The 22,938-nt window shown below is 31.5% G+C and carries 32 protein-coding genes and 5 pseudogenes; 5 read left to right on the plus strand and 32 right to left on the minus strand.

All coding sequences use genetic code 11. The features are described from left to right. Window positions 1-341 precede the first annotated feature (341 nt). The 28 genes and pseudogenes from ACMHYH_RS08005 to ACMHYH_RS08140 form a co-directional block, all read right to left on the minus strand. Entirely contained in the window at window positions 342-1,985 is a 1,644-nt protein-coding gene (locus ACMHYH_RS08005) for a hypothetical protein (RefSeq protein WP_414838882.1), read from the minus strand. Between the two features lie 38 nt (window positions 1,986-2,023). After that, a pseudogene (locus ACMHYH_RS08010) lies at window positions 2,024-2,722 on the minus strand (HNH endonuclease family protein); the annotation flags it as partial. A 428-nt stretch (window positions 2,723-3,150) separates the two neighbouring features. Then, window positions 3,151-3,897: a nucleotidyl transferase AbiEii/AbiGii toxin family protein gene (locus ACMHYH_RS08015; RefSeq protein ID WP_414838883.1), complete on the minus strand. Its 747-nt coding sequence runs from the start codon at window positions 3,895-3,897 to the stop codon at window positions 3,151-3,153. A gap of 106 nt (window positions 3,898-4,003) precedes the next feature. Next, window positions 4,004-4,597 carry a type IV toxin-antitoxin system AbiEi family antitoxin domain-containing protein gene (locus ACMHYH_RS08020; protein ID WP_414838884.1) on the minus strand — a complete coding sequence of 198 codons (594 nt, stop codon included), beginning with the start codon at window positions 4,595-4,597 and terminating at the stop codon, window positions 4,004-4,006. Between the two features lie 179 nt (window positions 4,598-4,776). Beyond that, complete coding sequence (locus ACMHYH_RS08025; protein WP_414838885.1) at window positions 4,777-4,986, minus strand: NUMOD4 domain-containing protein; 210 nt, start codon at window positions 4,984-4,986, stop codon at window positions 4,777-4,779. A gap of 115 nt (window positions 4,987-5,101) precedes the next feature. Beyond that, window positions 5,102-5,311 carry a hypothetical protein gene (locus ACMHYH_RS08030; protein WP_414838886.1) on the minus strand — a complete coding sequence of 70 codons (210 nt, stop codon included), beginning with the start codon at window positions 5,309-5,311 and terminating at the stop codon, window positions 5,102-5,104. Window positions 5,312-5,373: 62 nt separating this feature from the next. Continuing rightward, a complete protein-coding gene (locus tag ACMHYH_RS08035) occupies window positions 5,374-5,769 on the minus strand; it encodes a minor capsid protein (protein WP_414840374.1) in 396 nt (131 codons plus the stop codon). Further along, entirely contained in the window at window positions 5,745-5,873 is a 129-nt protein-coding gene (locus tag ACMHYH_RS08040) for a hypothetical protein (protein ID WP_414838887.1), read from the minus strand. Before ACMHYH_RS08040 ends, ACMHYH_RS08035 begins: the two co-directional genes overlap by 25 nt. 522 nt (window positions 5,874-6,395) lie before the next feature. Beyond that, the gene (locus ACMHYH_RS08045) at window positions 6,396-6,773 is read right to left on the minus strand and encodes a hypothetical protein (protein WP_414838888.1); all 378 of its coding nucleotides are present in this window, start codon (window positions 6,771-6,773) and stop codon (window positions 6,396-6,398) included. 60 nt (window positions 6,774-6,833) lie between these two features. After that, window positions 6,834-7,148 (minus strand): ribosomal-processing cysteine protease Prp, encoded by a 315-nt coding sequence (locus ACMHYH_RS08050; protein WP_414838889.1) that lies wholly within the window; start codon window positions 7,146-7,148, stop codon window positions 6,834-6,836. A 255-nt stretch (window positions 7,149-7,403) separates the two neighbouring features. After that, a pseudogene (locus ACMHYH_RS08055) lies at window positions 7,404-7,904 on the minus strand (phage portal protein). Continuing rightward, the gene (locus ACMHYH_RS08060; protein ID WP_414838890.1) at window positions 7,905-8,117 is read right to left on the minus strand and encodes a hypothetical protein; all 213 of its coding nucleotides are present in this window, start codon (window positions 8,115-8,117) and stop codon (window positions 7,905-7,907) included. A gap of 66 nt (window positions 8,118-8,183) precedes the next feature. Continuing rightward, window positions 8,184-8,729, minus strand: coding sequence for a phage portal protein (locus ACMHYH_RS08065; protein ID WP_414838891.1), 546 nt, complete (start codon window positions 8,727-8,729; stop codon window positions 8,184-8,186). Window positions 8,730-8,740: 11 nt separating this feature from the next. Continuing rightward, a pseudogene (locus ACMHYH_RS08070) lies at window positions 8,741-10,034 on the minus strand (PBSX family phage terminase large subunit). A 10-nt stretch (window positions 10,035-10,044) separates the two neighbouring features. Further along, entirely contained in the window at window positions 10,045-10,278 is a 234-nt protein-coding gene (locus ACMHYH_RS08075; RefSeq protein WP_414838892.1) for a hypothetical protein, read from the minus strand. 52 nt (window positions 10,279-10,330) lie between these two features. Next, window positions 10,331-10,771, minus strand: a complete 441-nt coding sequence (locus ACMHYH_RS08080) for a terminase gpP N-terminus-related DNA-binding protein (protein WP_414838893.1) — start codon at window positions 10,769-10,771, stop codon at window positions 10,331-10,333. A 67-nt stretch (window positions 10,772-10,838) separates the two neighbouring features. Further along, window positions 10,839-11,132, minus strand: a complete 294-nt coding sequence (locus ACMHYH_RS08085) for a hypothetical protein (protein WP_414838894.1) — start codon at window positions 11,130-11,132, stop codon at window positions 10,839-10,841. 134 nt (window positions 11,133-11,266) lie between these two features. Then, window positions 11,267-11,803 carry a hypothetical protein gene (locus ACMHYH_RS08090; RefSeq protein WP_414838895.1) on the minus strand — a complete coding sequence of 179 codons (537 nt, stop codon included), beginning with the start codon at window positions 11,801-11,803 and terminating at the stop codon, window positions 11,267-11,269. A 146-nt stretch (window positions 11,804-11,949) separates the two neighbouring features. Then, a pseudogene (locus tag ACMHYH_RS08095) lies at window positions 11,950-12,312 on the minus strand (hypothetical protein); the annotation flags it as partial. 175 nt (window positions 12,313-12,487) lie between these two features. Continuing rightward, window positions 12,488-12,631, minus strand: a complete 144-nt coding sequence (locus tag ACMHYH_RS08100; RefSeq protein ID WP_414838896.1) for a hypothetical protein — start codon at window positions 12,629-12,631, stop codon at window positions 12,488-12,490. A 51-nt stretch (window positions 12,632-12,682) separates the two neighbouring features. Beyond that, window positions 12,683-12,826, minus strand: coding sequence for a hypothetical protein (locus ACMHYH_RS08105; RefSeq protein WP_414838897.1), 144 nt, complete (start codon window positions 12,824-12,826; stop codon window positions 12,683-12,685). Between the two features lie 12 nt (window positions 12,827-12,838). Further along, window positions 12,839-13,399, minus strand: coding sequence for a hypothetical protein (locus tag ACMHYH_RS08110; protein WP_414838898.1), 561 nt, complete (start codon window positions 13,397-13,399; stop codon window positions 12,839-12,841). A 50-nt stretch (window positions 13,400-13,449) separates the two neighbouring features. Next, window positions 13,450-13,584 carry a hypothetical protein gene (locus ACMHYH_RS08115; RefSeq protein ID WP_414838899.1) on the minus strand — a complete coding sequence of 45 codons (135 nt, stop codon included), beginning with the start codon at window positions 13,582-13,584 and terminating at the stop codon, window positions 13,450-13,452. Then, complete coding sequence (locus ACMHYH_RS08120) at window positions 13,585-13,758, minus strand: hypothetical protein (RefSeq protein ID WP_414838900.1); 174 nt, start codon at window positions 13,756-13,758, stop codon at window positions 13,585-13,587. It lies immediately after the preceding gene. Window positions 13,759-13,984: 226 nt separating this feature from the next. Next, the gene (locus ACMHYH_RS08125) at window positions 13,985-14,119 is read right to left on the minus strand and encodes a transcriptional regulator (protein WP_414838901.1); all 135 of its coding nucleotides are present in this window, start codon (window positions 14,117-14,119) and stop codon (window positions 13,985-13,987) included. 945 nt (window positions 14,120-15,064) lie between these two features. Further along, window positions 15,065-15,436 (minus strand): ORF6C domain-containing protein, encoded by a 372-nt coding sequence (locus tag ACMHYH_RS08130; protein WP_414838902.1) that lies wholly within the window; start codon window positions 15,434-15,436, stop codon window positions 15,065-15,067. A 50-nt stretch (window positions 15,437-15,486) separates the two neighbouring features. Beyond that, window positions 15,487-15,735, minus strand: a pseudogene (locus ACMHYH_RS08135) (Bro-N domain-containing protein); the annotation flags it as partial. Window positions 15,736-16,022: 287 nt separating this feature from the next. After that, window positions 16,023-16,178 carry a hypothetical protein gene (locus ACMHYH_RS08140; protein WP_414838903.1) on the minus strand — a complete coding sequence of 52 codons (156 nt, stop codon included), beginning with the start codon at window positions 16,176-16,178 and terminating at the stop codon, window positions 16,023-16,025. Window positions 16,179-16,260: 82 nt separating this feature from the next. Between ACMHYH_RS08140 and ACMHYH_RS08145 the strand changes: the two genes are divergently transcribed. Beyond that, window positions 16,261-16,851, plus strand: a complete 591-nt coding sequence (locus ACMHYH_RS08145; RefSeq protein ID WP_414838904.1) for a hypothetical protein — start codon at window positions 16,261-16,263, stop codon at window positions 16,849-16,851. On the opposite strand, the gene ACMHYH_RS08150 is transcribed toward ACMHYH_RS08145, so the two are convergent. Then, a complete protein-coding gene (locus tag ACMHYH_RS08150; protein ID WP_414838905.1) occupies window positions 16,844-17,002 on the minus strand; it encodes a hypothetical protein in 159 nt (52 codons plus the stop codon). The two genes, ACMHYH_RS08145 and ACMHYH_RS08150, sit on opposite strands and share 8 nt — an antisense overlap. 252 nt (window positions 17,003-17,254) lie before the next feature. Further along, the gene (locus tag ACMHYH_RS08155) at window positions 17,255-17,461 is read right to left on the minus strand and encodes an XRE family transcriptional regulator (protein ID WP_414838906.1); all 207 of its coding nucleotides are present in this window, start codon (window positions 17,459-17,461) and stop codon (window positions 17,255-17,257) included. Window positions 17,462-17,728: 267 nt separating this feature from the next. Here ACMHYH_RS08155 and ACMHYH_RS08160 point away from each other — a divergent pair, with 267 nt between their 5' ends. The 3 genes from ACMHYH_RS08160 (at window position 17,729) to ACMHYH_RS08170 (ending at window position 18,630) form a co-directional block, all read left to right on the plus strand. Next, on the plus strand, window positions 17,729-17,881 hold the full coding sequence (locus ACMHYH_RS08160; RefSeq protein ID WP_414838907.1) for a hypothetical protein: 153 nt from the start codon (window positions 17,729-17,731) through the stop codon (window positions 17,879-17,881). Beyond that, window positions 17,856-18,146, plus strand: a complete 291-nt coding sequence (locus ACMHYH_RS08165) for a LexA family protein (protein WP_414838908.1) — start codon at window positions 17,856-17,858, stop codon at window positions 18,144-18,146. Before ACMHYH_RS08160 ends, ACMHYH_RS08165 begins: the two co-directional genes overlap by 26 nt. 208 nt (window positions 18,147-18,354) lie before the next feature. Further along, complete coding sequence (locus tag ACMHYH_RS08170; protein ID WP_414838909.1) at window positions 18,355-18,630, plus strand: hypothetical protein; 276 nt, start codon at window positions 18,355-18,357, stop codon at window positions 18,628-18,630. Window positions 18,631-18,987: 357 nt separating this feature from the next. On the opposite strand, the gene ACMHYH_RS08175 is transcribed toward ACMHYH_RS08170, so the two are convergent. Further along, the gene (locus tag ACMHYH_RS08175; RefSeq protein WP_414838910.1) at window positions 18,988-20,094 is read right to left on the minus strand and encodes an IS4 family transposase; all 1,107 of its coding nucleotides are present in this window, start codon (window positions 20,092-20,094) and stop codon (window positions 18,988-18,990) included. Between the two features lie 263 nt (window positions 20,095-20,357). On the opposite strand from ACMHYH_RS08175, the gene ACMHYH_RS08180 reads away from it, so the two are divergent. Beyond that, a complete protein-coding gene (locus tag ACMHYH_RS08180; RefSeq protein WP_414838911.1) occupies window positions 20,358-21,365 on the plus strand; it encodes a helix-turn-helix domain-containing protein in 1,008 nt (335 codons plus the stop codon). 113 nt (window positions 21,366-21,478) lie between these two features. Here the strand turns inward: ACMHYH_RS08180 and ACMHYH_RS08185 are convergent, their stop codons facing one another. Further along, entirely contained in the window at window positions 21,479-22,888 is a 1,410-nt protein-coding gene (locus ACMHYH_RS08185; RefSeq protein ID WP_414838912.1) for an ISLre2 family transposase, read from the minus strand. Window positions 22,889-22,938: the final 50 nt, after the last annotated feature.

Raw genomic sequence — 22,938 nt, forward strand, 5'->3', positions numbered from 1 at the left:
TAGAGGAATAGTACCATTTATACTTTTTTTCTTTACACCAAACCTTTCCCACAATATATCTCTTAATATTTAATAATCTCTGTAAATTAATCTTAGGTTTGATAATTTGTCAGCTAAAGTGACTATTTAAAAATTGATATCCTCATTATTTTTCTTTAATTTGCTTATACGTTTCTTTATTTATTATTGCTACAAATTAATTCTCCCTAAGTTAAATTTTTTATTTTTATTCTGCTAATAAATCATTAGAGTTATAGATACGTATCTATAACTCTAATGATTTATTAATATTTTGATAAAACTAATTATCTAGGTTTTCATATATTTCTTATCAAATGATATCAGTGAGAAATTATTTTTTCACCAAAATAAAATTTAAAATCAATTTGTGACTCATTCATTGCTTTTTTCTCTTTCATCAATATTTTAAATTTATCTTTCTCAAATATAATACATTTAAAAGTATCCTTCATTTCAATGACAAAAATGTAGAATTTTATTTTTTCAATATCGTCATATGGTTTCCACGTAATTGAATGAAATCCCATCCAATTGAAATCTTCTCTTTCCCATTCTTTACTGATTTTAATTACACAATTATCAGAACTGATTTCACTAACATCCTTTTCTTCAATAAGTTTATCCAGAATAAATTTCTTTTGAGCTACCCTGGATTTCGAACTTATTTCATCGATTTTAGGAATATCATTTGTTTTTCGTTGATACATATATTTTTCTATTTCTATCTTATCTCTATCATCATAAATAACAGTGAGTTTTTCGTTATTTTTTGAATCCCTTATTACATCTTCATCGTTTCCATCATTATTTAAAGGTCTTTTAACTATACCAGAATTAGATAAACTAATTATCGTTGAGTTTGTTTTCAATTGAATACTGTTCATAAAATTATTGCTTCTAAAAAATTCAATTACTATTTCTATGTTTTCCTCCAAATATTCTATCATTTTTATTAATTGTTCACTTCCTTCATCACTATTTGATTTTAAGTGTCTTCTTATTTCGTCGATATCTTCTTTAAATTTTTTATAGCTTTCTTCTTCATTTTCAATAGGGTAGCATTCTTCTACAGAAATTTCCAATTCTTTTAATATTTTTTTTATTTCTCCATCTATATCTTCCTTATTTTTACTTTTTCTATAAAAAATATCTTCAAAATTTACTACACAAGAATAAAAATTACAATCATTAATTGTTGTATTTTTAATAAAATTCATAGAAAATTCGCATTCCCAAAATTCTTTATTCTTTAAATTTATACTATCGTCTTGTTTTGAGACTTTTATTTTTGCATTTTGCATAATATCGAATTTTGAATTCGCAAATACTTTGTAATAATCATATTCTAATGATTCCATTCTATTATTTTCACATAATTTTTTTATAATTCTGGGAACAATTTTCGAAGAGCTCGCTATCCATTCATTATCTTTTTCAGATAATTTTTTATTTATTTCTTTTTTTTCTGGAAATTTTTCTGGTGATTTTTGAATTTTTTCTATTTTTTCTTCTTCATAAATTTTAGAAAAATTGATATTAGGTTGAGCCGCATATACAACAGAAAGTAATCCTTCATAGTTTAAACTGATAGCCTCTTTTTTGTAGTTATCTTTTATAATTTTTTCAAAAGAATTCATAATATAATCTATTTTAGAAATATGAACTGTTGTAAGTTTATTACTCTCTTGAACATCTTTAATCAATCCGTTAATTTCTTGATCATAATGTTTAACGGTTTCTAGTAAGTTTTGCTCAGTATTACTCTTTATTGAAAAATACCAAGTGATTATAGTTGGAAAAGCGACAGCACTAGCAATTAACAATTCCGGACTACTTATTTTTCTTATTAGACGACTGTCAGGATAAATTTCAGTTAAAATTAGAACTACAATAAAAATTGATATTCCAGAATATATTGATATAAAAAATATTGTATGTATATTAAGACCTTTTAGTTTTCCCAATTATCTCTCTCCTCTTCCTTTAAAAAAATCCTAGCAAATTACATTATATCTGCTAGTTTTATACCATCGAATTCCCAATATTGGGCGCCTTGATAAGATCCTGATTTAGTAACTGTTCCTTTTCTTGTTTCAATTTCATTAGTTAGAGGTGAAAGAAACCACTTTTCTCCTTCAAACATAACTTTCCTATCATCTACAATTTTTACTTTAATAGATTTATCTGAGATATAGTCTATTTCTTCTCCTATTAAATTAAGTTCTAAAAATGATAGTTTTTTTCCCTTTTGCTCATAATTATTTTTATATCTTTTTTCATCTAGAATAGGAATAACCTTTTCAACTATAAACTGTGTTATCCATTTACTGCGATTTTGGATACTATTTTTATTCCATTTTGAACGATTAATTATTTCTTTTTTTGTAATCTGAAGTCCAGAATTTTCCTTATAAACTTCTTTTTTATTATCAAAAGATTTATTCCCTAATTCTTGATTATGACGGATTAAAGTTAAATTACCAAGATTATGAATATATTCTTGGTGAATACTCTCGTAATCTCCTTCTAGTTCTTCTATCCATATATTATTTAATGTCTGGGGCATTATATGTTCAATTTGAAGGTTTTTATCCATTCTATCAGGTCTTGATTTTGTAATTTGTTCTTCAATTAAAGTTAGAACAAACTTAGCTTGATTGAAATTATAAAAGTTCATAGTCCTCAACTCATTTACAATTTCATTATCATTAGGTAATCTTGTAAAGTTTTATAAACTAGATAAAATATTAAACATGCATGCCTTTTTATTAGATGATTTTATCAGAGTTTCAATTTCCTTAACTAAAGGTGGAAAACTTTTATTCTCTCCTTGTGTTAATTTAAAAATTCTTCTTCTTAAGAAATAAATAAAAAGAACGAAAAGACAGCAAGATAATTTCGAAATAAATAACAAAGCCCGAAATATACTAAACTTTTGAAAAGTATGAATCATTCAGGATTAGTACTATAGATAAAAATTTCATTTTCACACTTATTTCCTCTTTCGGTTTATTATTCCTATTTTCTTAATTATATCATTTATTTTCACCTTAATACTATTAAGTGTATGAATCTATTTCACTCCATCCCAGACAAATTTATCAAACTATTAGTATGCATCTTGCTTAATTACACAAGTAAATGGTTTCCTAACTTCTTTATTGATTTCATCACTTCGTCCCATTCAATGTTTTCTGCATAATCAAATTTTCTTTGATAGGCAGTCCACAGGAATCTCATTGAGCCATACTCTTCCACTTCGTTCAAGACCTGAGAATAATTTTTTATGAGATCATAAGAACCTCGCTTTTTACTCGTATTTTCTAATGCTAGTATAAATTGATCGTATTGAATATCGATATCCGTATTTACAATACTATAAACATCATAAAAATCTCTCATTCGAGTATTCGCAGTTCCTCGTGATATTATTGTTTCAAATTTCTCAGCTAATAAGGTTTCTATATTGTAGGCAAGTACAGAGATATGTCCTTGATCAAACATGAGTTCATAACTATATTCTATGGCACTAGGGGTTAAAACATCACCAGTCGAAAAATCCAGAATCAAAGGAGTTCTCATCCTGTTAATCTGAGCATTAAGTTTTACTCTAATACCTGGATAATCAAAATCCTCCATTATTGTTTCAATACTTGATATCCTAAATATTATATTGTCATTTGATTCGACACTTAAAATTTCTTTGAGCATCCTAGAAATTTGATTTTCATTCATTTCCAGATTGACTAAAGTAGTGTCAATATCCATCGTTGACCTCTTATCGATACTGATTATAGATGCAATTAAAGCTCCACCTTTCAATACTATATGGTTTCTATAATTTGAATTTGAAACTCTAACTAAAAATCTTCCCATAACGTAATTCCTAATTATTAATTATTAATTATTAATTGTACTTTAGTGCTGTCACCATCGGATTTATTTCTTACGAGTGCTTTCAGCTGTAAAGATGTGTTAATCATTATAAGAGTACCTCCATGTATTGGCTAATAATACTATCAACTGAAAATAATTTAGAATACTTCATTAATTTTGGAATATTTCTATCTTTTTTTCTTAAGTATGTTTTTAATGCCGACTGAATTTCTTGAATTTCAATACTACTGCGATTTCTGATTAGGTCACAAATAGTTCTTTCATCATTGTATGAACGAATTTTATGACCTGTAGGGGATTCCAATGATATTAAACCAACCTCGAATAATTTTTCTTTAATTTTATATACAGTTACTCCACTTTTAATCAAACTAGTTGAACTTTTTCCCGCTTTAAGTGTAAGTGACAATTCAAACGGTTCTCTATCTGTAAGTTGCAGTAAATAAGCAGCTGTTTCATGCGAAAAAATTGCTTCAGAATATCTGATTTGTGTTATGTACATATCATCTTGCCAAGTATCTTCAGTCATATAAATGCCATGAGCAACTCTAATTAAGTGTTTGGTTTCAACATATTTTAAAAAATGTGTTCTAGAAATATCATTCTTCGTTGCTTCAGAGGTTCTAATATACCCATCGTTTCTCTGAACAATTTTATCCATTATCTCAAACTTATCCATTATTCCACCTTACTTTCACGCCCTAATCATATATCAAAAGGGCATGAAAGTAAACTTTAGTCAATTTTAAATTTACCTAAATCACAATCAAGTGAGAGAGTTTAGTCGATTTTTTATAAATTTTCTTTCTAATTTTTGTTTTGACTTCTTTTTTACTTTTTTAAACAAGCAAAATGAGGCTAGTTATGTCCCAGCCTCATCCACTTTTTTTCTTTTATCAATTTTAATAGTTTGTTTTTTATTCTTTCTGGCACGGTATGAGAACCGCCATTTTTATAACAAACAACTCTTTCAATACTCTTAACTCTACCTAGATTGCTAACTTGATATAGTCCTTCGTAATCTTGAATGTCTTTCCAAACCTCAATATCTTTGTTATAATTTTCCATGTAATCAATCCTTTCTAATTGGTTACCAAGCTCCTAGATGTTAGCACATCGTAGAGGCACTTCTTATATCTGTTATACCATATATAAAATATAGAAACACAATGAAACGCTGATATTAAAGCTTTTCTCTATATTTCTTCTTTAAAATTTCCCACTCTTTTTCATCATTATATTTTATGTTTTGAAAATCATCCAAGGTACTAAGAATCTCATTTTCACTAAAAACTTTCTTATATTTAGCATATTGTTTCGAGTCTTCTTTCAGGCCTTTAACTTTCTTTCTTTGCAACTCTATATTTTCTTGACCATGCTTATCAAGCAACATCTTTTCCCACTGTTTGTATGTTGTAGAATGTTTAATAGTGATTACTTCACCTGTAACTCTGTCTATTGCTTTACGGTCACCACGTAGGGTGTTTTCTCCAAAATAAGCACGGGCGACCGTTCTACAAAAGGTCGGTATGGTGGATAGTTAACATTTACCTTAACTTCAGTTACTTTGTACTTCTTACAATCTTCTTCCTGGCATATCTTAGAAGTCCTTAAATCTAAAGTAGCAACAATAACGTAGTATTCTACGCCTTGAGCTACCCACCCCTTAAGTTTTCCTTGGCCAGACATGTAATTAGCTTCAGTTCTTATTAAACGTCTTGAAACGCCTCTAGATACATCAAATGTATTCTGTATTTCTCTAACCATGTCTGATTGAGACATACCGGTCATAGCTTCAGTTGTAAATAGTTCCTGTAGTTTCTCAGCTAATAAATTTGTATCATTCCAAATACGTTTAGAGTAGTTAGATCCTTTCCAGTTTCTGGATTGGCTAACTCAATAAACGTTTTATCTTTTTCAAATACATAAGTTGGATATTCTCCATCATCATACAATCTTAAAGCTGATTCAGATTTTCCAATAATAGCTTCAGCACTCGCTTGATTGTAAGCATCTTTGATTACATCAATATAATAGTCAGTAGACCGCCTTGGTTGAACGTCTACTACCTGTTTAGACCTAAGTAAGACTTAGCTTTCTAATCAACTAATACGACTCTTTATAGCCTTTCCAGTTAGATAATCTTGTGCTTGCTTCTTAATATCTGCATCCTTAACAGTCTTTGCTATTGTTTGTAACTCAACGATGCTAGTTGGACCAGCAGATGAATTAAGAACCTTATTAATATCTTCTTCAGATAAATCAGACTTAGAAAGGTAACGTCTATAAATTTTATTAACTTCATCAGTTAAATAGAATTATGCCTTTTGATAAGGGTTCATAATTTTATTCTTAATGGCATTCAATTAATTATGGACTTTGATATCTTCATTGATCGCTCTTCTGCCCCTATAAGAAAGCTTCTTCTTTTTAGCCATTCAATCACTCTCCTTTCTGGATAAAATAAAAAGACCTGGTTAAAGGTCTTTATAATCAGGATCTTTTATCGTTGTAGTTATTGAGTTCTTACAATGCGGACACCTTCCTATAAAATATTCATTCCAGCCATTGGCTTCCAAAATCATTCTTACTAATAAATTTTTGCTGTCCCAACAAGCAGAACAATACGGGCCTTCTTCCCATTTATAATATGCATTATCTTTGAATATCAACTCCGTAGTTAATCTTTGTGCATTTTTCAAATCTGAATTATCTTCTTTTAATCTTTTATTTTCTTCTTGTAAATCATAAACTGCACCTTGAATATCAAGCAATACTCCTTTTAGTTGTAAGTCATTAGCACCACTAGCAAGATTTTTCGCATCTGTTAATAATTCCTTTATATCTGAATACATAAATTGATTCACTCCTTTCCTAAATTATATCCTTTAAAGATATAAAAAGAAACGGAGGTTTTATTTAATCTCTATTACTGCCAAGTTATCAAGATATTCTTCTTGTATACCCTTCGATGAAAGAAGCATCGAATTTATAAGAACATTACTGTATGGCGTTGGTTTTTTAATATCCACTTTTATAAATCTATGACTCACTGCTGTATCAATAGTCGCATCAGTCAATCCTTCCGATCCATTGATTGTTCCAACAACCAAAGCAGAAACTGCAACACAAACGATGTCTCGACCAGAAGGGGCATAACCTGCATGTCCTTCTACTTTAAAAGAAGTAATCTCACCATCTTCATTCTTGCTAAATGTTGCTTGAATCATTATTCAATCACCTTCTCATATAGAGATTCAAATAACGAACCAATAACAATATTATAGCTTTCATTTGTTTTAACGATGTAATCTCCAACTAAAGCGTACTTAGTGCCTTCAGACGATTCTAAATAGATACCTTTAGATTCGATATCTCTTATAAAACTTTTGACATCTTCCTTGTGTAAAGGATCAGCACCTACAAAATAAAGTAGCTCTTCGGCATTTTCTTTATTGATTTGGATAGCTTCAACGATTTCTTTCTTAATCTTTTAGTACTTCATCGCCATCCTCCTCTGGTTTATCATCTAAATCATTATGGCTTGCATCTTGATCACCAAGTATATTAGCCATCTCGATATTTTGTTTCTTTTGTTCACTCAATTTGCTTATTTCTTCTTTAGAGTCATCAATATCCGGTAACCAAGATAATAAAGTTTCTAAAGGTAGGATGTCAATGGCCTTGACAATCTGATCTATAATATCGCTTGTATTGATTGGTAAGTTAGGTTTAATTTTAATCTTAGCACCACTTACATCGATATTCTCACCTTTTAAATTAATCATATTAGCAACTAACTGCAGCCTTTGACGCAAACCTTTAGTCATATATCTTTATTTGATTGACATCAGCTGTAAAAGACCAAATAATTTATATTTCATTGCTTTTCCACTAATATTTCCAGCAAAGTTTTCATCATTCATATTCGGTACATAAGTTACTTTATGAATATTATTTTCAATTGATTTAGATAATAATTGTATTTATGACTCGTCAAATGTCTTTGTTAGCCATTCAACTGCTGCACCATCGTCTCCTTTAGCAAGAGCTTCAATCATACCGTCACTAACATTACCTTCCGAGGAGAATCCATAGATGATAAGCAAGGCATCAATGAAGGCTTCTTTATCACTTATACGGTATTCAATAACTTGTATTCCACCAAAATATTGCTGTTTAGCTTTATTTATAGTCATGTCTTTCAATGTTAAGTCTTTAGCTTTATGAGAAATATTATTGTTAATTGTGTAGACGTTTATTAACTAACCTATAGACTTGCTATCCAAACCAAATTTTTCATAGTAATGAACTGCAAGCAACGAGCTATTTTCTATAGTGTCATCCGTTACAAGGAATGCTCCTCTTGGATCAATCACTTTAATTCTGATTTTTGTTTCCTTATCGTTACCTGGTACAGTTCTTAAATAAATAAGTTCTAAAGCAATACCGAATACAGATAAGTCTTTCTCTAATTCAGTATCATTAAAAACAACATCCATATCTTCATATGTGTCTAGCACCGGATCAATATTCTTATCCTTGCCAGCACTATATGAAATAGGATTATCCACTAAGAAACCAACTTTCTTATCTATTGTGTATTTAGCGTTATTCACCATAACTTTAACGTTCTTTGCGTTCTCATTCTCTAACTTACGCTCTAATACTTCGTGTTTACAATCATAATAATCAGATAACTTTTGAAGACGTACAAGTTCTTTTTGATGTTGCTCGATACAATACTTTAATACCTCTGCAGAAGGGTTATTGATATCTCCTGCTAATTCTCTATCAATTGCTATTGCCATGGTTTACCTCCTTATCTTATGCCATATTTAGACTTGCTACCTGTTTTAGCCGCTTTCTTAAAGATAAGTTTAAATACAAAATACCTTAATGCATCTGTAGCATGATCGTGTTCTTTAATTGGTTTGTCTGTTCCACTAAGAGCTACCTTTTCATCTCAAACATATGAAGCAAACTCTTTAAATAGATGCTTACAGTTGTTTGTAAACTTAATTGTGCCTTCGTTCATAGCCGTTTGAGTCGCTCTTATTCTGTCTAAGACATTATTCTTAGCTCTCTCTACCGTAAATCCATCCTTTCGTAATTGAGCAATAAAAGAAGCAGAAGAAGGGTCAACAATTATTGTTGGCTTTCTACTACCTACAAACTCTCTCAAATCATCACTATATTCTTTATCAGTTTTCTGACGACTGCTTTCTCGTCCACTATGATAATACTCATCTAAGCAATACCAAGTGCTTAGATACTTACCCCATAATAGAAATACAGTAGGGTTTTGAGTACCATAGTCAATTGATACATAATACTTATTACATACAGCATCCTTAGGTAAATCCTCTACCATTGTATTTTTATCAAAGTTATCCTAAATTATTCCTTCTGACATAACCCACAAACCCGAGATGAAACTCATATAAAAAACACCTGAATACATCCGTTTATATCTATCTTTAACTTTATCTGATAGAGAGGGATTATCATCCATAGTAAAATGGATATGCGAAGCGTTCTTTTCAATTAATTTATCTATCCATTCTAATTTGAACTAATGATACGGTCCTTCAGGGTTCATGTTAAACCAAAGCTTTGCGCCTTCAACCGAATAACGAACTGTTACTTGGTCAATAAAGGACTTAGGCATTAATGCCGCTTCATCAAAAAAGAACCCTGCAGCCATTAGTCCGAGGACTAACGGCTTGTGAGGATTCATCTTTACCGCCAAATAAGAAATAATGGTTAGTTTTACCATCTTTAGTAATCTCTAAAATATTGTCACTTCTTAAATCTTTAACCTTATAACCTCTAAAGAATAGAATAATCTTCAATAAGTTGATAACGTTACGTCTCAATGATCCGATAGTCTTGCCTGTAATCTCGAATTGTTGTCCATCAAATGAATACATAGACCAAATAATATAGGATAGTGATATGATAAGAGTTTTACCTGCACGAACAGAACCATCATATATTATCGCGTCTTCCTCTTTATGCTTTGGATGTTTCCACCAACTTAACACCTGCAGTTGTTTAGTAGAAAAGGGACTAAATATGAATGAAGCACGTTTTCTTTTAAACCTAGTCTTCATCTAGCCACACTTATTTATTCGTGACCATTCTATTTATTGCATCCATGAAACCATCATCTTCAATAATCTCATCATCAAAATCACCATTTTCAGCTTTTACTTTGAACGATTGAGCTTTTGTTAAATCTAGTCCAGCTTGCATTTGTTCTAACTTCAAACGTCTCTCATCCGCTTCATCAGAGAACGATACAAACTGTTTGTTTATAGAGCGTAACTCTCTTAGGGCTCTAGATTGAGCGTTCATAAAAGCAACTTGTTTATCCCAAGCAAATTGGACTGTAAAGCTTTCACCTGCGCTATGCTCTCCCCATATCTCTCCTGTTTTTTTCTTTTGTCATATTATCTTGATCTTTAACAAACATAATATTCTGCGCTCTTATAATTGCTGTATATTGGAATATTATGGAATCCAAAAGCATATCTGTTTGTCCTCTGTTTCCTAGAACTTCCATTATTTCTTTAGACTCTTCAGGAAGCCACTTAGCAAACAAGACATGAGTTACTGCGTTTTTGTTTCCTTTAGGAGCACTGCCACTTTTATTTCCTTTTGTATACTGATTGTTTTTGGGTGCACCTTTACTTTTTTGTATACACCCTTTTTCCTTACCATCTCTAGACCAACCATTTCGTTGTTTCCAAGATTTAATTGTATTGATTGATATGCCATATTTATCTGCAATATCTTTATATTTCATGCCATGCATATAGTCTTGCTCAGCTTGTTCAAGTTTATCCATCTTCCAGTTTCACCACCTTCACATACAAGTGTTTGTTTTGTAATTTTATGTATTAAAAAAGACCTGTTCAAAGGTCTTTAAGTGCTCTTCTTTCTTCTAAAAATTCAACAAAGGAATCAACGCAGTCCATAAATATCATGAGAATCACCAGAAGATAAAATCTTCCACCTCCAATAACTTCTCCAATTCCAACTGCTAAATACCATATGCTTTTTACGGCTTTAGTATAATGAATCTTCTTCCATACATACTGAGCGTAACTCAAAAATAAATACGATACAAATGAAAACGGGGTAATAAATAAACTTATTTCCGTTATATTATTTCCTACTGTGGTCAGAATTTCTTCGATTCGTTCCAAGTTTCCTCCACCTTTTTTCAATTCACATTATAACAACGTTTTAAACAAATTATCTTATGCTTTTTTTAGTAGCTTTTTTTAGTAGCTTTTCTTATTTGGTTGTTTACTTTATGAGTTTGACCAATAAGAGAACTTTACTTAGTATATTCATTTTCTATATCTTCAGCTTCTTGTTCTATTCTTTTTATAAAATTTTTATCATTATCGAACATGCAGTCTACTAACCGTTCGTCCTCCTCTTCTAAAAAGTTTATATGAGCACCAAGTCCATTATGTTCCATTTCAAAATTATAAGTACTCTTTACTCTATTGAATGATTTTATTAGGTCTACTGACATGTATCTTTTATTTCTTTCAATAATTTTTTCTAAATCATTTATATATATGCTTCGCAATCCGTTTCCAAGTATTTGAAAATCTATGAAGAAGGTATCTTTCTCTATTTCGTTTTTCTCATACAACTCTATAACTGGTATCAATATGTTATACAATCTTTCCAATTTATCTTCTCTTTTAAGATTTATTTTCTCGTGTTGCAAAGATTTTTCAAGTCTCAGTTCTTCTTTTTTATTATTGAAATAATTTGTTATGAAAGTAATCACCCCGCCGATGATAGTGCTTAAGAAAGTAATTAACCCGCCAATCACTACTCCCCATAAAGTTTCTGTCATTCTATCTCTCCTTTCTAGATAATTATACCAAAAACTCCTACAAATTAATGCAAGAGTTTCCGAAAGAATGATATCAATTCGTTCCTTTTTCTTGATAATAGCATTATATAACATAAATAGGTGCTTAAAGTCTCATGATAGTCTCATCATGCCATACCTAATCTTTTAGCAATAGACTCTATAATACTGTCTCTAACTCTAGAACAATGACTCCTTGAATATCCTACCTCTATCGCTATGCCTTCCCATGTTCTTGTCTGCGGTTTAATCCAGTACTTTAACTCAACTAGCATGTATGCATTGACATCCAATGTATCTAAAACCATTTCTATTATGTTCTTAGTTTCTTCTAGTTGGTTCAATTCCTTATCTGATTCAAGAGTTAATACTATGCGTTCCGTTAGATTAGATATACCTCCACCAGATGAGCCGCCTATGTTCTCGTTTATTTGACCAATAGGATACTTCAACTCTAATCTTCTTTGTCTAATATATTCATCCATCTTCGGATAATCTTCTAATTATTTTTCAATATATTGCTTTGTTATTCTATCCAATGAGTTACCTCCGATTGATAGCTCGAGGGGAAACCTCTGTTTCTAAATGTTCGACAGCTTCATTATTTTCATCTAAGGGTATAAATTTAAAATCACTTAGAAACTGACTGTTTTCACCGAATATAGATCAAGTGAAAGCATCGAATAAAGAAGTCTTTCTTGTTCTATTTTCTCCATAAATAACCAAATCATTTCCATCTGCTTCTAATTCGAACTCCTTAAACCCTTTGAAGTTTCTGATTTTCATATTGATCAATTCAATTTTTTTCATGGTTTCGCTCCTTTTGTGGTATAATTCATTCAAATATTATTTGTTTAGGTGCTAACTAGGACAGCCATCCTTGTTGGCTTTTTTTATTTTCTCGATTTCTCCTATCAAGTACTCACGTTCTTCTTGATAGTTTTCATCTAATTTTTCTAGTCGGTTATTGAAGTACTTAACCCGCGCTTTATCGTTTTCAGACATTTGATTTCTCCTTTAATTAAAATTCCTTACTGGTGTAATCAAATATTCATACTTATCTTCAGCTACTAATTTAAAAGGTTTAATGATTGATTGGAATTGTATCAGCGTGAATTTATTCGTTAAATCTCTTTTAATGACTTTTTCATCTTTGATAAAAGCTAATCCATTTATCAGATAGTCTGTTTGAAATGCTATTTTTATTTCTCCTTCACAATCATGAAGAGGTATTTCGATTTTAAAATCAGGTAATGATTGAGAGGTTAATGACATTATTTTATCTTTAATATCCATATCAATAACGTTGTTGAGTAAGGATTTATCATTGAAAGTTTTTAAAGCTTTTGTTAGCAAGTCTATATCTACTGCAATCTCCGTTGTAATGTCTTTGAATGTAACTAATCTTTCCCAATCAGGATAAAAATTCTCGTTAACTTCCATTGTTGATAAATTTAAATTAAATTCGGTACTGTGTTCGTGGAAATCAGCAACCTTGACTAACACGTGACTATCCGTTGCATAAAATGAACCGTTTTTGTTGTAATTGACACATTGCAATAAAGGTCTTGTTTTCATTTTGCTTACTACCTTTTTTAGATGACTAATTAATTTGTTTTTTCTCAAAACTACAACTCCTTTTCTATTTGCATGACAGCTGCTTGATATCCCAAACCTATTAGAAGGTTTCTAAAGACATACGCACGACTCATGCAAGCGAAGTAAGCTACTGTTGGTAGTTCTTTACTCGTTACATAAAACATTCAACTCCTCCATCGAATAACTTCATTTTTAATCGTGCTTTTATCAATGCGCTTAGATAGTATTTCTAATTTGTTGTTCATCATCAAAGCGATATGAGTACATCCATGTTCTAATGCCCCCATTTGTTTATCTTTCATTGCTCTATATTGTTTCAAATCACTCTCTAAGTCCATTCTTCCTCTCCCCAGTATTCATCTGGCTAAGCCTTACGCTCTAGACAAGTAGCCCAACCTATCTTAGCTGCGAACACTGCTCCAGTTGTAATTAATGCCAACATGAATATGACTGTTAACCAATAGTGAAATGGCATTTTATGTCCTCCTATTTTGTATAAACGTTTCTGCTAGAACAGATCAATTTTTTAATTGTTTCTACTGACATTGGATTATCTCCTAACTTCTAGTACATCCTTTCATCAAAGTATTTCTTGCTGACTCTTCCAGCAACGGTAAGTTTTCCTTTTTGCTTTAGTTCATCATTTAATTGACGCATAATCTGGTAGGCTTTGGTTTCTTTGATTTCTAATATTTCCATTACATCTTCAACACGGTAAAATGAACTACTAGCTGTTGTTAAGATGTTTAGACCTCCTTCCCTAATTCAAATTCGATTAAAGACTCCAATTTCCTTCCGATAATGTGTATTTCTTGAGCTATATCTAGTGTTTTCTTAGTTACCACTACATCACTATCTTGAACAGGTCCTTTTGGTAATACAGCATGCAAGTTATAAGAAGTAATGGTCTTGGTTAACTCTTCTGTTAACTCATCTAATCGTATATATCTTTCGTTTGTTTCTTTATCAAATCCTATGCTAAATCACCTCTATTATTTATTTTTATTTCATTTATTATGAAAGTCTTGTATAATTAAAAATGTTCAAAACCTTACACAAGGAGAGTGATGTCTTATGACAAAACTTTTGAATACTGCTGAATTTAACTACTAGAATTTTTCCTTCAAAGTACTTATGAACCTCCAATTCACAGTTACTTTGTTGTTTTTTTAAAACTAAACGTTATGATGAGAACTGCTATCATTGTTTGATGTTTTATCTGTGAGCTATCTGAGGGTGTAGATTGATCTTTTATCAATCCCAAATCAGGTCGGCAATAAAACCTTTAGATAGATGGAACCTTACTCAGCGTTTTTAAGAAAAAGCTAGTATCTAGCAACAGCATGTCTGGAAGCTAAACCAGATATTGTTAGAAGATTAGTCTGACTACTAATCTGTAAGATTTTAAAAATTCGTACTACTAGTGACACTTTAGTCAGTGAGCTAGTAGTTTTTTTATTTTAAAAAAACATTCATATCTATATTCTTAAATTCTTTTTTTAACTTAGATAAGAAATTAAAACTTGGTTTCATATGATTGGATTCAATTTTTGTATAAGCTGAAATTGATACACTTATCTATTTTGCCATTTCTTTTTGTGTTAAATTTTCTTTTTCTTTGACCATTCGCAATTCATTCATGTACTATATCTCCAGTTCAAGTTCCAATTGCTTAACAACCACTGAAGTTGCTTTTGACGGTTCCCAATCATCGATAAAGTCAATCACATCGTCAAAATATTTCTGTTTAAGTTGATTTCTGGTTCTTACTCCCGTTATTGCTGCACTCTCTCTATTCAAAGCTCTAAACAGTTCGACTTTTTGTTCTTTTTTCATATTATAAGAACGTTCTTTTCCAATTTGAAAAACTTTCTTAATGACTCTTGCCCCAACGTAGTTGTACTCTCCAGGACTTAGGCTGATATTCTCCTCTAAATCAAGAATGCGAGTCTTAACTTCTTCAACTTCCTCATCAATTTGTCCTGTTGCTGCGAACATCAATTTTAAAGCTGACATCGGACCAGTTGGTACTTCATAACTACCAGTGGAAGGGAGAACTTCGCCTGTTACCCAGCATTTGAATTTTTGGCGTTTTCTAATTTAGAACCAAAAACTAATGCGTACATACCAGATTCGTTAATAAACACAGGAAATTGTCTTCTCCCTAAAGAATCTGTGATAGATGGGGTCGTGTCCTGCACCCACATCTTCTTGTCTTCTTCTACATGTTGTTTAATAGCATTTTTTGTATCTTTGTATTCCAAGATCACTGCTATATCTTTCGCAACAAACCATGGTTCATCATCAATCAATTGTGTTCTTACTTCACTGCTTTAAAAATTAAATATTTATATATTAGTAATGTTATTTTTCCTTTTTTCTATTTTTATTTTTGAGTGAGATAATCTTTTTAAACGTGGTGAACATAAAATGAAAGAAAATTCTAATACGGCTGTAGATTTCGAATGGTAATCTATCCAGATTGCTAAAGAAATAATAATCGCTAAGCTTCAAACATCAGCTCCAGTTGCAAGTGATTCTGATTCTGGTAAAAGAATCGGGGAAATGTTTTTAGCGATTCATGAAGAAGTAAAAAAAGCTTTTAATAGTTCGGATAAATAATCCTAGCTAATACTTTTGCGACAACTGGTAGAACTTCAACCTCTACTGTTGTCGCTTTTTCACTTACTGATCGCTCTACAAATTGAATTAAGGATTCTTCTAAGCGTTCGTTCACATCTTTTTTCTGTGTTGTCATGTTATTTTTCTTTCTTTCTATTTAGAATTTTGAATGAGATAATATTCTTATCAGCACGTGTTACGCTGAAACAAATAATAAGGTGGCAAAAAAAATGCTTAATAATTCAATCTTCGAAAAATTTCCAATTCTAATCTCTTTATTCGCACTGCTGATCTCCTTTCTAGCGCTTTATAGACAAAGGAAACAAATAACTGTTACCTTTCAACCAAACATCTATCCTATAAGTAAAGAAGATGTAAGTATGACCAGTCTTAAAAGAGAAAGTATCTTGGATAGAGACGCCTATAAAACTTCTGTCGGTATTGTTAACTCCTCACCATTAGACATTGGTTTTTTTGACTTGAGAGTCTTTAACCCTGAGACGAATGTGAATTATTATCTAGCTACAAAAAAATCTTTAGCTGAAATAGGAAATAATGATTTATACCTCCACTATTCTGATGGCGTTACAAAACTCGAAATCCCAGATAAAAACCATGGAGTGTTAAAGGCCAATTCTTATACCACTTTGGATATTATTATTGTGACTAACGGTAAAGATTCAAATAAAATTGGGTTAGCTTTTAAAATTCCCAAAAGCGTCTTTTTTGGCAGAGACTTCTTTTCAGTTACAAATAGAAAAAAATTTAAAGCCTTTGGCATAATTTATGATCTCTCTAAGACTATATAAATCCATATGCAGAAATTCTCAATGCAACAATTGATATAATTAGTTCGATACTTGGATTCATAGTTAACGAAAGTAGAAAAATAAATAACACGAAAAGAATTACGGCAACAATAACAATCATTTTTATCAATGCTAATACCTTATACATCATTGAATAACCCCTTCTTTTATAAAAAAAGACTCTTAATTTTTTGGAAGAGTATTGTGATTGGTTAAAATATTAAAATCAGGCATCTTTGATAAATCATTTTTAAAAAATATTTCATCAAAAACTTCACTATCAATAGTTAATTTATTTGTCTGAATTGTTACCTACCCCTGGTTACTCACAATAATCTGGAGCAGTTTTTTTATTTCTTTTAATTCTTGAAGAATTTCTTCGTCCATTTGATTTACATCCCGTCTATTTATTAATTTTTTCAGAAAATAAAAATTTGATTTCATATTCTGGAAAGAACTTTTCTTGAATAACCAAAGCTTCGCTGAATTTAAAGTCGGATTTCCCATAAATCTTATCTGAAATAGTTTGATATCTAACTCCTAATAAATCAGCCATATCTACAAGAGTTACATTTTTCTTTTTTCTAACTTCTTCTAAATTGCTCAACATATACATCACCCTTTCTTTAATACGATTTTTCGCATGTTATAATAAGCTTATCAACAAAGGGAGGTCAACCATGTTTATTGAAGAAGAATTGAAAGCCTCGATAGAAAAATGATTTGGCAACGTAAAATCATTTTCCAACGAAATTAATTTACCTTCTACAACATTTCGTTTCATACTTCAGCGTGGCATTTTAAATTCTAATGTAGAAAACGTCATCAGCATGAGCGAAGGTTTAGGTTTTGAACCTGAAGATTTAATTACATTTAAATGAAAGAATTAAATGTAAATAGAAAAGTAAAAGTATATTCTTTCACCGAACGTCAACTAGAAAAGCAAAACGAAACTAAGATAGTTCATATCTACGGCAAAACGGCTGCTGATGAACCATTAACTTATGGAGACGATGTTATACGTTCCTAAGCAAGCCGAATGTACTTTAGTTGTGCAAGGCGATTCAATGGAACCTGAAATAAAAGATGGAAGTATTGTTTTCTACAAACAACAAGAAAATGTTGTGAATGGAGAAATTGCAATCGTTGAAGTTGACGGAGATGGCGGTACTCGTAAGAAAGTTAAATTTGATTATGATAATGACAAAATTATCCTGCAATCTTTAAATGATAAATACCAAGATATCATATTAAATGGTAGCCAAGTTAGGATTATAGGAAAAGTTGTTAAATAAAAAAATGAATAGCGTTATCAATAAATAAAGTTATAATTAAATTATCACTATCATTGCCAATTGTTAGGGATAATTTTTAAATATACATATATTATTAGGAGAAATTATATTATGCATGCATTTTCTACAAGTCTTTTAGTTTTTTTGGTTAAAGGAAAAATTTCAATAGATTCAAAATTTTTTAAAAGTAAAAGTACCAAATACGGTGATGGGAGTAATCCCGGTAGGTGCTAAAGAGGACATTATCCCTTTAAAAATAATTTCAAATATTCAGATTGGTATAAAATACAAATTAGCACCGTTAATCATCGGCGGTTTACTTGCACTATTATCTTTAGGAAACATTTTTAATTCAGGTTTAGGAGGACTTATATTCTTAGCTATCTACATAACTATTGCTGGTTCTGGAATCCGTACTACTTTAACCTTTGACAAATCTGGAACTAAACAAGTTATATCTGTTCCATTCTTTGAAGCAAAGTAATTATACGAAAGTAATTATACGCAATTAAAGAAGAAATATACGAAAAACTAATGGAACATGAAGATAGCAGAGATTTGAATATGGATTTCGATAAAAGGTAAGCATAAAAAAGAACACTCCCGTCCTCGCAAAAGATTAGGAGTGTAAATAAAAGTAATACTGACATTATGATAAATTATAAGAATATTTCATACAAAATTTCACTAGTGTTGCATAAACATAGCTTGATTAACCTCATTTCTTATTTTTCTGAAAAAAGGCAAAAAAAGGGAATGCTTACGCGAAAGATGACTATTTCCAGAAAATTTTGCTTATTCAACTGATTCCATTACCAACGGACACCCTTTCTTTAAGGATCTAAGTCGGTATCAAAAGATTAAACCATTCTTCTGCCGGTTGAAATAACAGATAACGAAAAAATCGTTTGATTTGGAAAACAGACTGGTTACTTTTTGTTTTTAACTTAATCAAATAGGTTAATAAACTGGCAATCATGGCTAAAATCAGCTGATTGACAACTCCTTTTTCACTTCTTGAAAAAAACTTTTTAATCGTCATATGTTGTTTAATATGCTTGAAGAACAGCTCTATTTGCCAACGTGCTTTATACATTTCTGCAATGTCAGTAGAGGAGCAGTCAAAACGATTGGTAATAAACTGGAGAGTTTTCCCCTTTTTATCTTGAACGGTTACTAAACGAAATCTGGACGTTAGATGGTTCTGAGCACCTAATGCGACCATTTGGTCGCTGATAACGGACTCACTCTTAGAAGCTACTAAGGGTTCTAAAACATGAACTTTTGTATTCTTTTTGATTCTTGTCACAAAGAAGTAGCCCTGCGAGTGCATCGTATCTAATCGTTCAAAATCAAGGTAACCGCGATCAAACACATAAGTCGCTTCAGGTTGATTAACCAATACTTCTAACTGATTTGTATCGTGCTCGACGGCGTTAGTTAGTGTAAATTCATCTGGGTAAAGATGGTCATTATCCATAAAGCAGAGCTTTAAGTGAAGCTTAACTCCTGATGTTGTTTTACGAAAATCAGCCCATTGATAAAGATTTTGGTTAAGTGAAAACGTCGAAGAATCAATTAGATAGAGACTATTTCGTTTCGTTACGGGCCTTTTATTTTTAGCCTGACTAACTAGCTGACTAAAAATAGCTAAAAGAATCTCTGAATCTATTTTTGATAGAGTTCTAGAAAGCTGGGAATAACTGATACTAGTCATGCCCATTTCTTTTTGAAGTTCTTTCGAAACAAAAGCCGCATTCATCTCTCTAAGACTTTCTTTTTCGTCATTGATTCCATGAAGAAAAAGTTGAAGAGCTTGAGAGAAACTAAGTTTCTTATGATATTTATCAAAGTCAACAATCTTTTTTTGAATAGAGCTTGGTAAAAAATCTAGCTTAATCGAAGAAAACCATTTATTAAAAGCAGAATTTGTTTTATACTTATCCATGAGTTTGGTCCTTTTTATTGGTCTTGGATGAGTCATCTGAGTTCAGTATAAAGGACTTTTTTGCATATTGGAATAATATAAACAAATTTGTGAAACATACAATGTTTCATGCAACACTAGTGACAAAATTTAAATTATTAATTTTATGAATCATAATCAGTAGAAATTTCTCTCTAATCAGTAGAAAATATAGCTAAACATTAACCTATCAATAATGCTTAACTATATTAATCGGTAGAAATAAAAAATAAAGGAGTTGTAGTATGTCTGCGAAAGAAGAATTTTCATTAAAAAAAGAGGGTAAACATATTGAATACAAAGAAGGTAAAAAAGCATTACCAAAAGATTTTTGGGAGACATACTCTTCTTTTGCAAATACAGATGGCGGTATCGTAGTTCTAGGTATAGCAGAAGGGGAAAAAGGTCATTTTGAGATAATAGGAGTAGATAATGAAGATAAAATTTTATCAGAACTGTTTACGAGTTTGAATAATAAACAAAAAGTAAATTACAATTGTATACAGGAGGATAGGGTTACAGTTCGAATATTTGATGGTAAAAAAGTAATTGAAATATTTGTTCCGCAAGCTCCTCAGAATAAAAAACCTATATACCTAAATCAAAATGTAAAGAAAACGTATATACGTGAATACGAAACCGATAGACATGCGTCTGAAGACGAATTAAAATATATGATACGTAATTCTAAGGATGACCTCGATAACGAGCTTCTTGAAAATTATGACATACAGGATTTAAGTAGAACTTCTATAGAAGATTATAGAAGGATGCTAATTGGTGAGGATGAAGATTCTAAGTTCATTGGAATGCCTATTGAAGATTTATTAATTGAAGTAGGTGCTTATAAAAAAGATAGAAATGCTTCATCAGGTGGTTACAAATTATCAACTGGCGGGTTATTATTTTTCGGTAAGTATAACTCCATAACGGATTTAATTCCTCATTTTCATTTAGATTACCAAAATAAAGCTATGTCCAGTGGCAGATGGATTGATAGAGTTGCTACTGGAGATCCTTCTTACCCTAATATAAACGTTTTTGATTTCTTTAGGATTGTACTTCAAAAATTGAAAATTACTCTTTCCGAAGAGTTTCAACTAGACGATGAATTATCAAGATCAAGCGTAACTAGTGATTTCGAAATAGCGCTACGAGAAGGTTTAGCTAATGCTTTAATACATGCTGATTACAATCATAATGAAGCTATAGTTTGTGTCAAGTTTTTCTCGGTCGTCCTATTACTAGGCTAGTTTGGCGTTCTATTTTTGTACACCTATCTGCTACCGCACGGCTTTGCCGTTTGCTGGCCCATCTGTTTGGAGAACGTTCCAAAAAAATGGAACCTTCCCCAAACAGACAGGAATTATCGAAAACTTTTAATTAACTGCCCCATTGCTGAAGAATGAGGGGCATAAAACGGAATCGTCCCTTTCTTTGCCCCAACTGACTGACGCGTCTTTTGATGCATTAAAGACGATACACGAACGGTTTGTTTCACCTTACGTTGTTGTCTTGTACTTCTAGTTTGCTGGTGAAGATAAGCTTCACGTAACGTTTGATTTAAGATCCCTTGTTTCACTTTTACCATGGCTTCACAACCGACTTCGCTCCAATGCATTCCACGTTTTTTCATCCGATAAGAAATATGACGTTGATTCGATTCCATTGCGCCTAAACCTCTGGCATCCTTCGGTACTTGTTCTACTTTTTCTCGCCAATCAAAAATCCGATCCCAATTTCTTAAAAGATAAGTTCGAAAACTAGTCAGTTTTTCTACTGCTTGTGTTTCTTCTAAGGTACTTTCATAAGTGTCCAACCAGATCGTTAGGGCCTCTAAATCATGTTTTTTAAGCGCTTGATGAATGTTCTGTTTAAAGAGATTACTTTGTACACCAAAAGCACGGTTCAGGCCTTGAAAGATGTGATAAGCGTCTAATTGATTCAACACGGGATAATTCGACTGCGAAAAAGTTTCTTGGAATTTATCTGCGGTATAGCCTGGTCCACCATCGCTATTGGTAATGATTTGAGCGTGTTGTAACGCGTAATGAGTCGCTGTAAAAGCCTGTACTTCTGCCCAAAAACCAGCCGTCTTTTTAGTCGTCATAATGGCTTTAGGCTCCTTCAAGGAGACTCTCTTTCCATTTTTCTGCCAGCCTTCATAAACAATTGCATGATGAACCTCTAAACTTTTTTTCTTTGTTGTCCCACGGACAAATACACCATCTGCTTCGGCATAGAAATAATCGACTTTTTTTCCTTCTGGTAACGCTGCTGACTCTTCTAGCTCGATCACCATTTCTTCGTCTTCATGCGCTTGTGCTTCTCCCACTCGTTTAAGGAGGCTGCCTACTGTTTGATGGCTCATCGTTACTGCTGTCCACTCTTTCAGTGTTTCAGCGGTGTCCCGATAGGTACACTTACTGGCTAACTCTGCTACTTTGACTTCTACGAGTGGACTGTGACGTTGGTATTTTCGAATCCCCAACCACTCATCTAATGGATAATGATTTTGATTCTCTTGATCTGCCATTAAAGTACGACGGTAACGGACAGACCCAAAAATAAATTGGACTGTTTTCCAATCTTCTCGCTTTACTTTCCATCCTTCTTGTTGCTTTTGTTCCTTAATCGTTTGGTTTATGTGTATAAATATATCTCCTAATAATTCCGTAAATACTTCATACATATAAAGCTGAATAGATTCTTCTGTAGCAATTAAATCGCTTGATTCCTTTATTATTTTGTATAATTTTGATATAATGTTATCCATAAGAAGGCCTCTTCCATTTATGTATTTGCCGCGTAAGCATACATTTATGA

The organism is Carnobacterium sp. TMP28, from assembly GCF_047553015.1.
Lineage (GTDB): Bacteria > Bacillota > Bacilli > Lactobacillales > Carnobacteriaceae > Carnobacterium_A.

What these genes read in the sequence shown, in the direction of transcription:
- ACMHYH_RS08015 (WP_414838883.1), bottom strand. Translation starts at nt 3,897, where the DNA reads ATGGGAAGATTTTTAGTTAGAGTTTCAAATTCAAATTATAGAAACCAT.
- ACMHYH_RS08020 (WP_414838884.1), bottom strand. Translation starts at nt 4,597, where the DNA reads ATGGATAAGTTTGAGATAATGGATAAAATTGTTCAGAGAAACGATGGG.
- ACMHYH_RS08025 (WP_414838885.1), bottom strand. Translation starts at nt 4,986, where the DNA reads ATGGAAAATTATAACAAAGATATTGAGGTTTGGAAAGACATTCAAGAT.
- ACMHYH_RS08030 (WP_414838886.1), bottom strand. Translation starts at nt 5,311, where the DNA reads ATGTTGCTTGATAAGCATGGTCAAGAAAATATAGAGTTGCAAAGAAAG.
- ACMHYH_RS08045 (WP_414838888.1), bottom strand. Translation starts at nt 6,773, where the DNA reads ATGTATTCAGATATAAAGGAATTATTAACAGATGCGAAAAATCTTGCT.
- ACMHYH_RS08050 (WP_414838889.1), bottom strand. Translation starts at nt 7,148, where the DNA reads ATGATTCAAGCAACATTTAGCAAGAATGAAGATGGTGAGATTACTTCT.
- ACMHYH_RS08060 (WP_414838890.1), bottom strand. Translation starts at nt 8,117, where the DNA reads ATGACTATAAATAAAGCTAAACAGCAATATTTTGGTGGAATACAAGTT.
- ACMHYH_RS08065 (WP_414838891.1), bottom strand. Translation starts at nt 8,729, where the DNA reads ATGGCAATAGCAATTGATAGAGAATTAGCAGGAGATATCAATAACCCT.
- ACMHYH_RS08075 (WP_414838892.1), bottom strand. Translation starts at nt 10,278, where the DNA reads ATGAACGCTCAATCTAGAGCCCTAAGAGAGTTACGCTCTATAAACAAA.
- ACMHYH_RS08080 (WP_414838893.1), bottom strand. Translation starts at nt 10,771, where the DNA reads ATGGATAAACTTGAACAAGCTGAGCAAGACTATATGCATGGCATGAAA.
- ACMHYH_RS08090 (WP_414838895.1), bottom strand. Translation starts at nt 11,803, where the DNA reads ATGACAGAAACTTTATGGGGAGTAGTGATTGGCGGGTTAATTACTTTC.
- ACMHYH_RS08100 (WP_414838896.1), bottom strand. Translation starts at nt 12,631, where the DNA reads ATGAAAAAAATTGAATTGATCAATATGAAAATCAGAAACTTCAAAGGG.
- ACMHYH_RS08105 (WP_414838897.1), bottom strand. Translation starts at nt 12,826, where the DNA reads ATGTCTGAAAACGATAAAGCGCGGGTTAAGTACTTCAATAACCGACTA.
- ACMHYH_RS08110 (WP_414838898.1), bottom strand. Translation starts at nt 13,399, where the DNA reads ATGAAAACAAGACCTTTATTGCAATGTGTCAATTACAACAAAAACGGT.
- ACMHYH_RS08115 (WP_414838899.1), bottom strand. Translation starts at nt 13,584, where the DNA reads ATGTTTTATGTAACGAGTAAAGAACTACCAACAGTAGCTTACTTCGCT.
- ACMHYH_RS08120 (WP_414838900.1), bottom strand. Translation starts at nt 13,758, where the DNA reads ATGGACTTAGAGAGTGATTTGAAACAATATAGAGCAATGAAAGATAAA.
- ACMHYH_RS08125 (WP_414838901.1), bottom strand. Translation starts at nt 14,119, where the DNA reads ATGGAAATATTAGAAATCAAAGAAACCAAAGCCTACCAGATTATGCGT.
- ACMHYH_RS08130 (WP_414838902.1), bottom strand. Translation starts at nt 15,436, where the DNA reads ATGTCAGCTTTAAAATTGATGTTCGCAGCAACAGGACAAATTGATGAG.
- ACMHYH_RS08140 (WP_414838903.1), bottom strand. Translation starts at nt 16,178, where the DNA reads ATGACAACACAGAAAAAAGATGTGAACGAACGCTTAGAAGAATCCTTA.
- ACMHYH_RS08150 (WP_414838905.1), bottom strand. Translation starts at nt 17,002, where the DNA reads ATGATGTATAAGGTATTAGCATTGATAAAAATGATTGTTATTGTTGCC.
- ACMHYH_RS08155 (WP_414838906.1), bottom strand. Translation starts at nt 17,461, where the DNA reads ATGTTGAGCAATTTAGAAGAAGTTAGAAAAAAGAAAAATGTAACTCTT.
- ACMHYH_RS08160 (WP_414838907.1), top strand. Translation starts at nt 17,729, where the DNA reads ATGAAAGAATTAAATGTAAATAGAAAAGTAAAAGTATATTCTTTCACC.
- ACMHYH_RS08165 (WP_414838908.1), top strand. Translation starts at nt 17,856, where the DNA reads ATGGAGACGATGTTATACGTTCCTAAGCAAGCCGAATGTACTTTAGTT.
- ACMHYH_RS08170 (WP_414838909.1), top strand. Translation starts at nt 18,355, where the DNA reads ATGGGAGTAATCCCGGTAGGTGCTAAAGAGGACATTATCCCTTTAAAA.
- ACMHYH_RS08175 (WP_414838910.1), bottom strand. Translation starts at nt 20,094, where the DNA reads ATGGATAAGTATAAAACAAATTCTGCTTTTAATAAATGGTTTTCTTCG.
- ACMHYH_RS08180 (WP_414838911.1), top strand. Translation starts at nt 20,358, where the DNA reads ATGTCTGCGAAAGAAGAATTTTCATTAAAAAAAGAGGGTAAACATATT.
- ACMHYH_RS08185 (WP_414838912.1), bottom strand. Translation starts at nt 22,888, where the DNA reads ATGGATAACATTATATCAAAATTATACAAAATAATAAAGGAATCAAGC.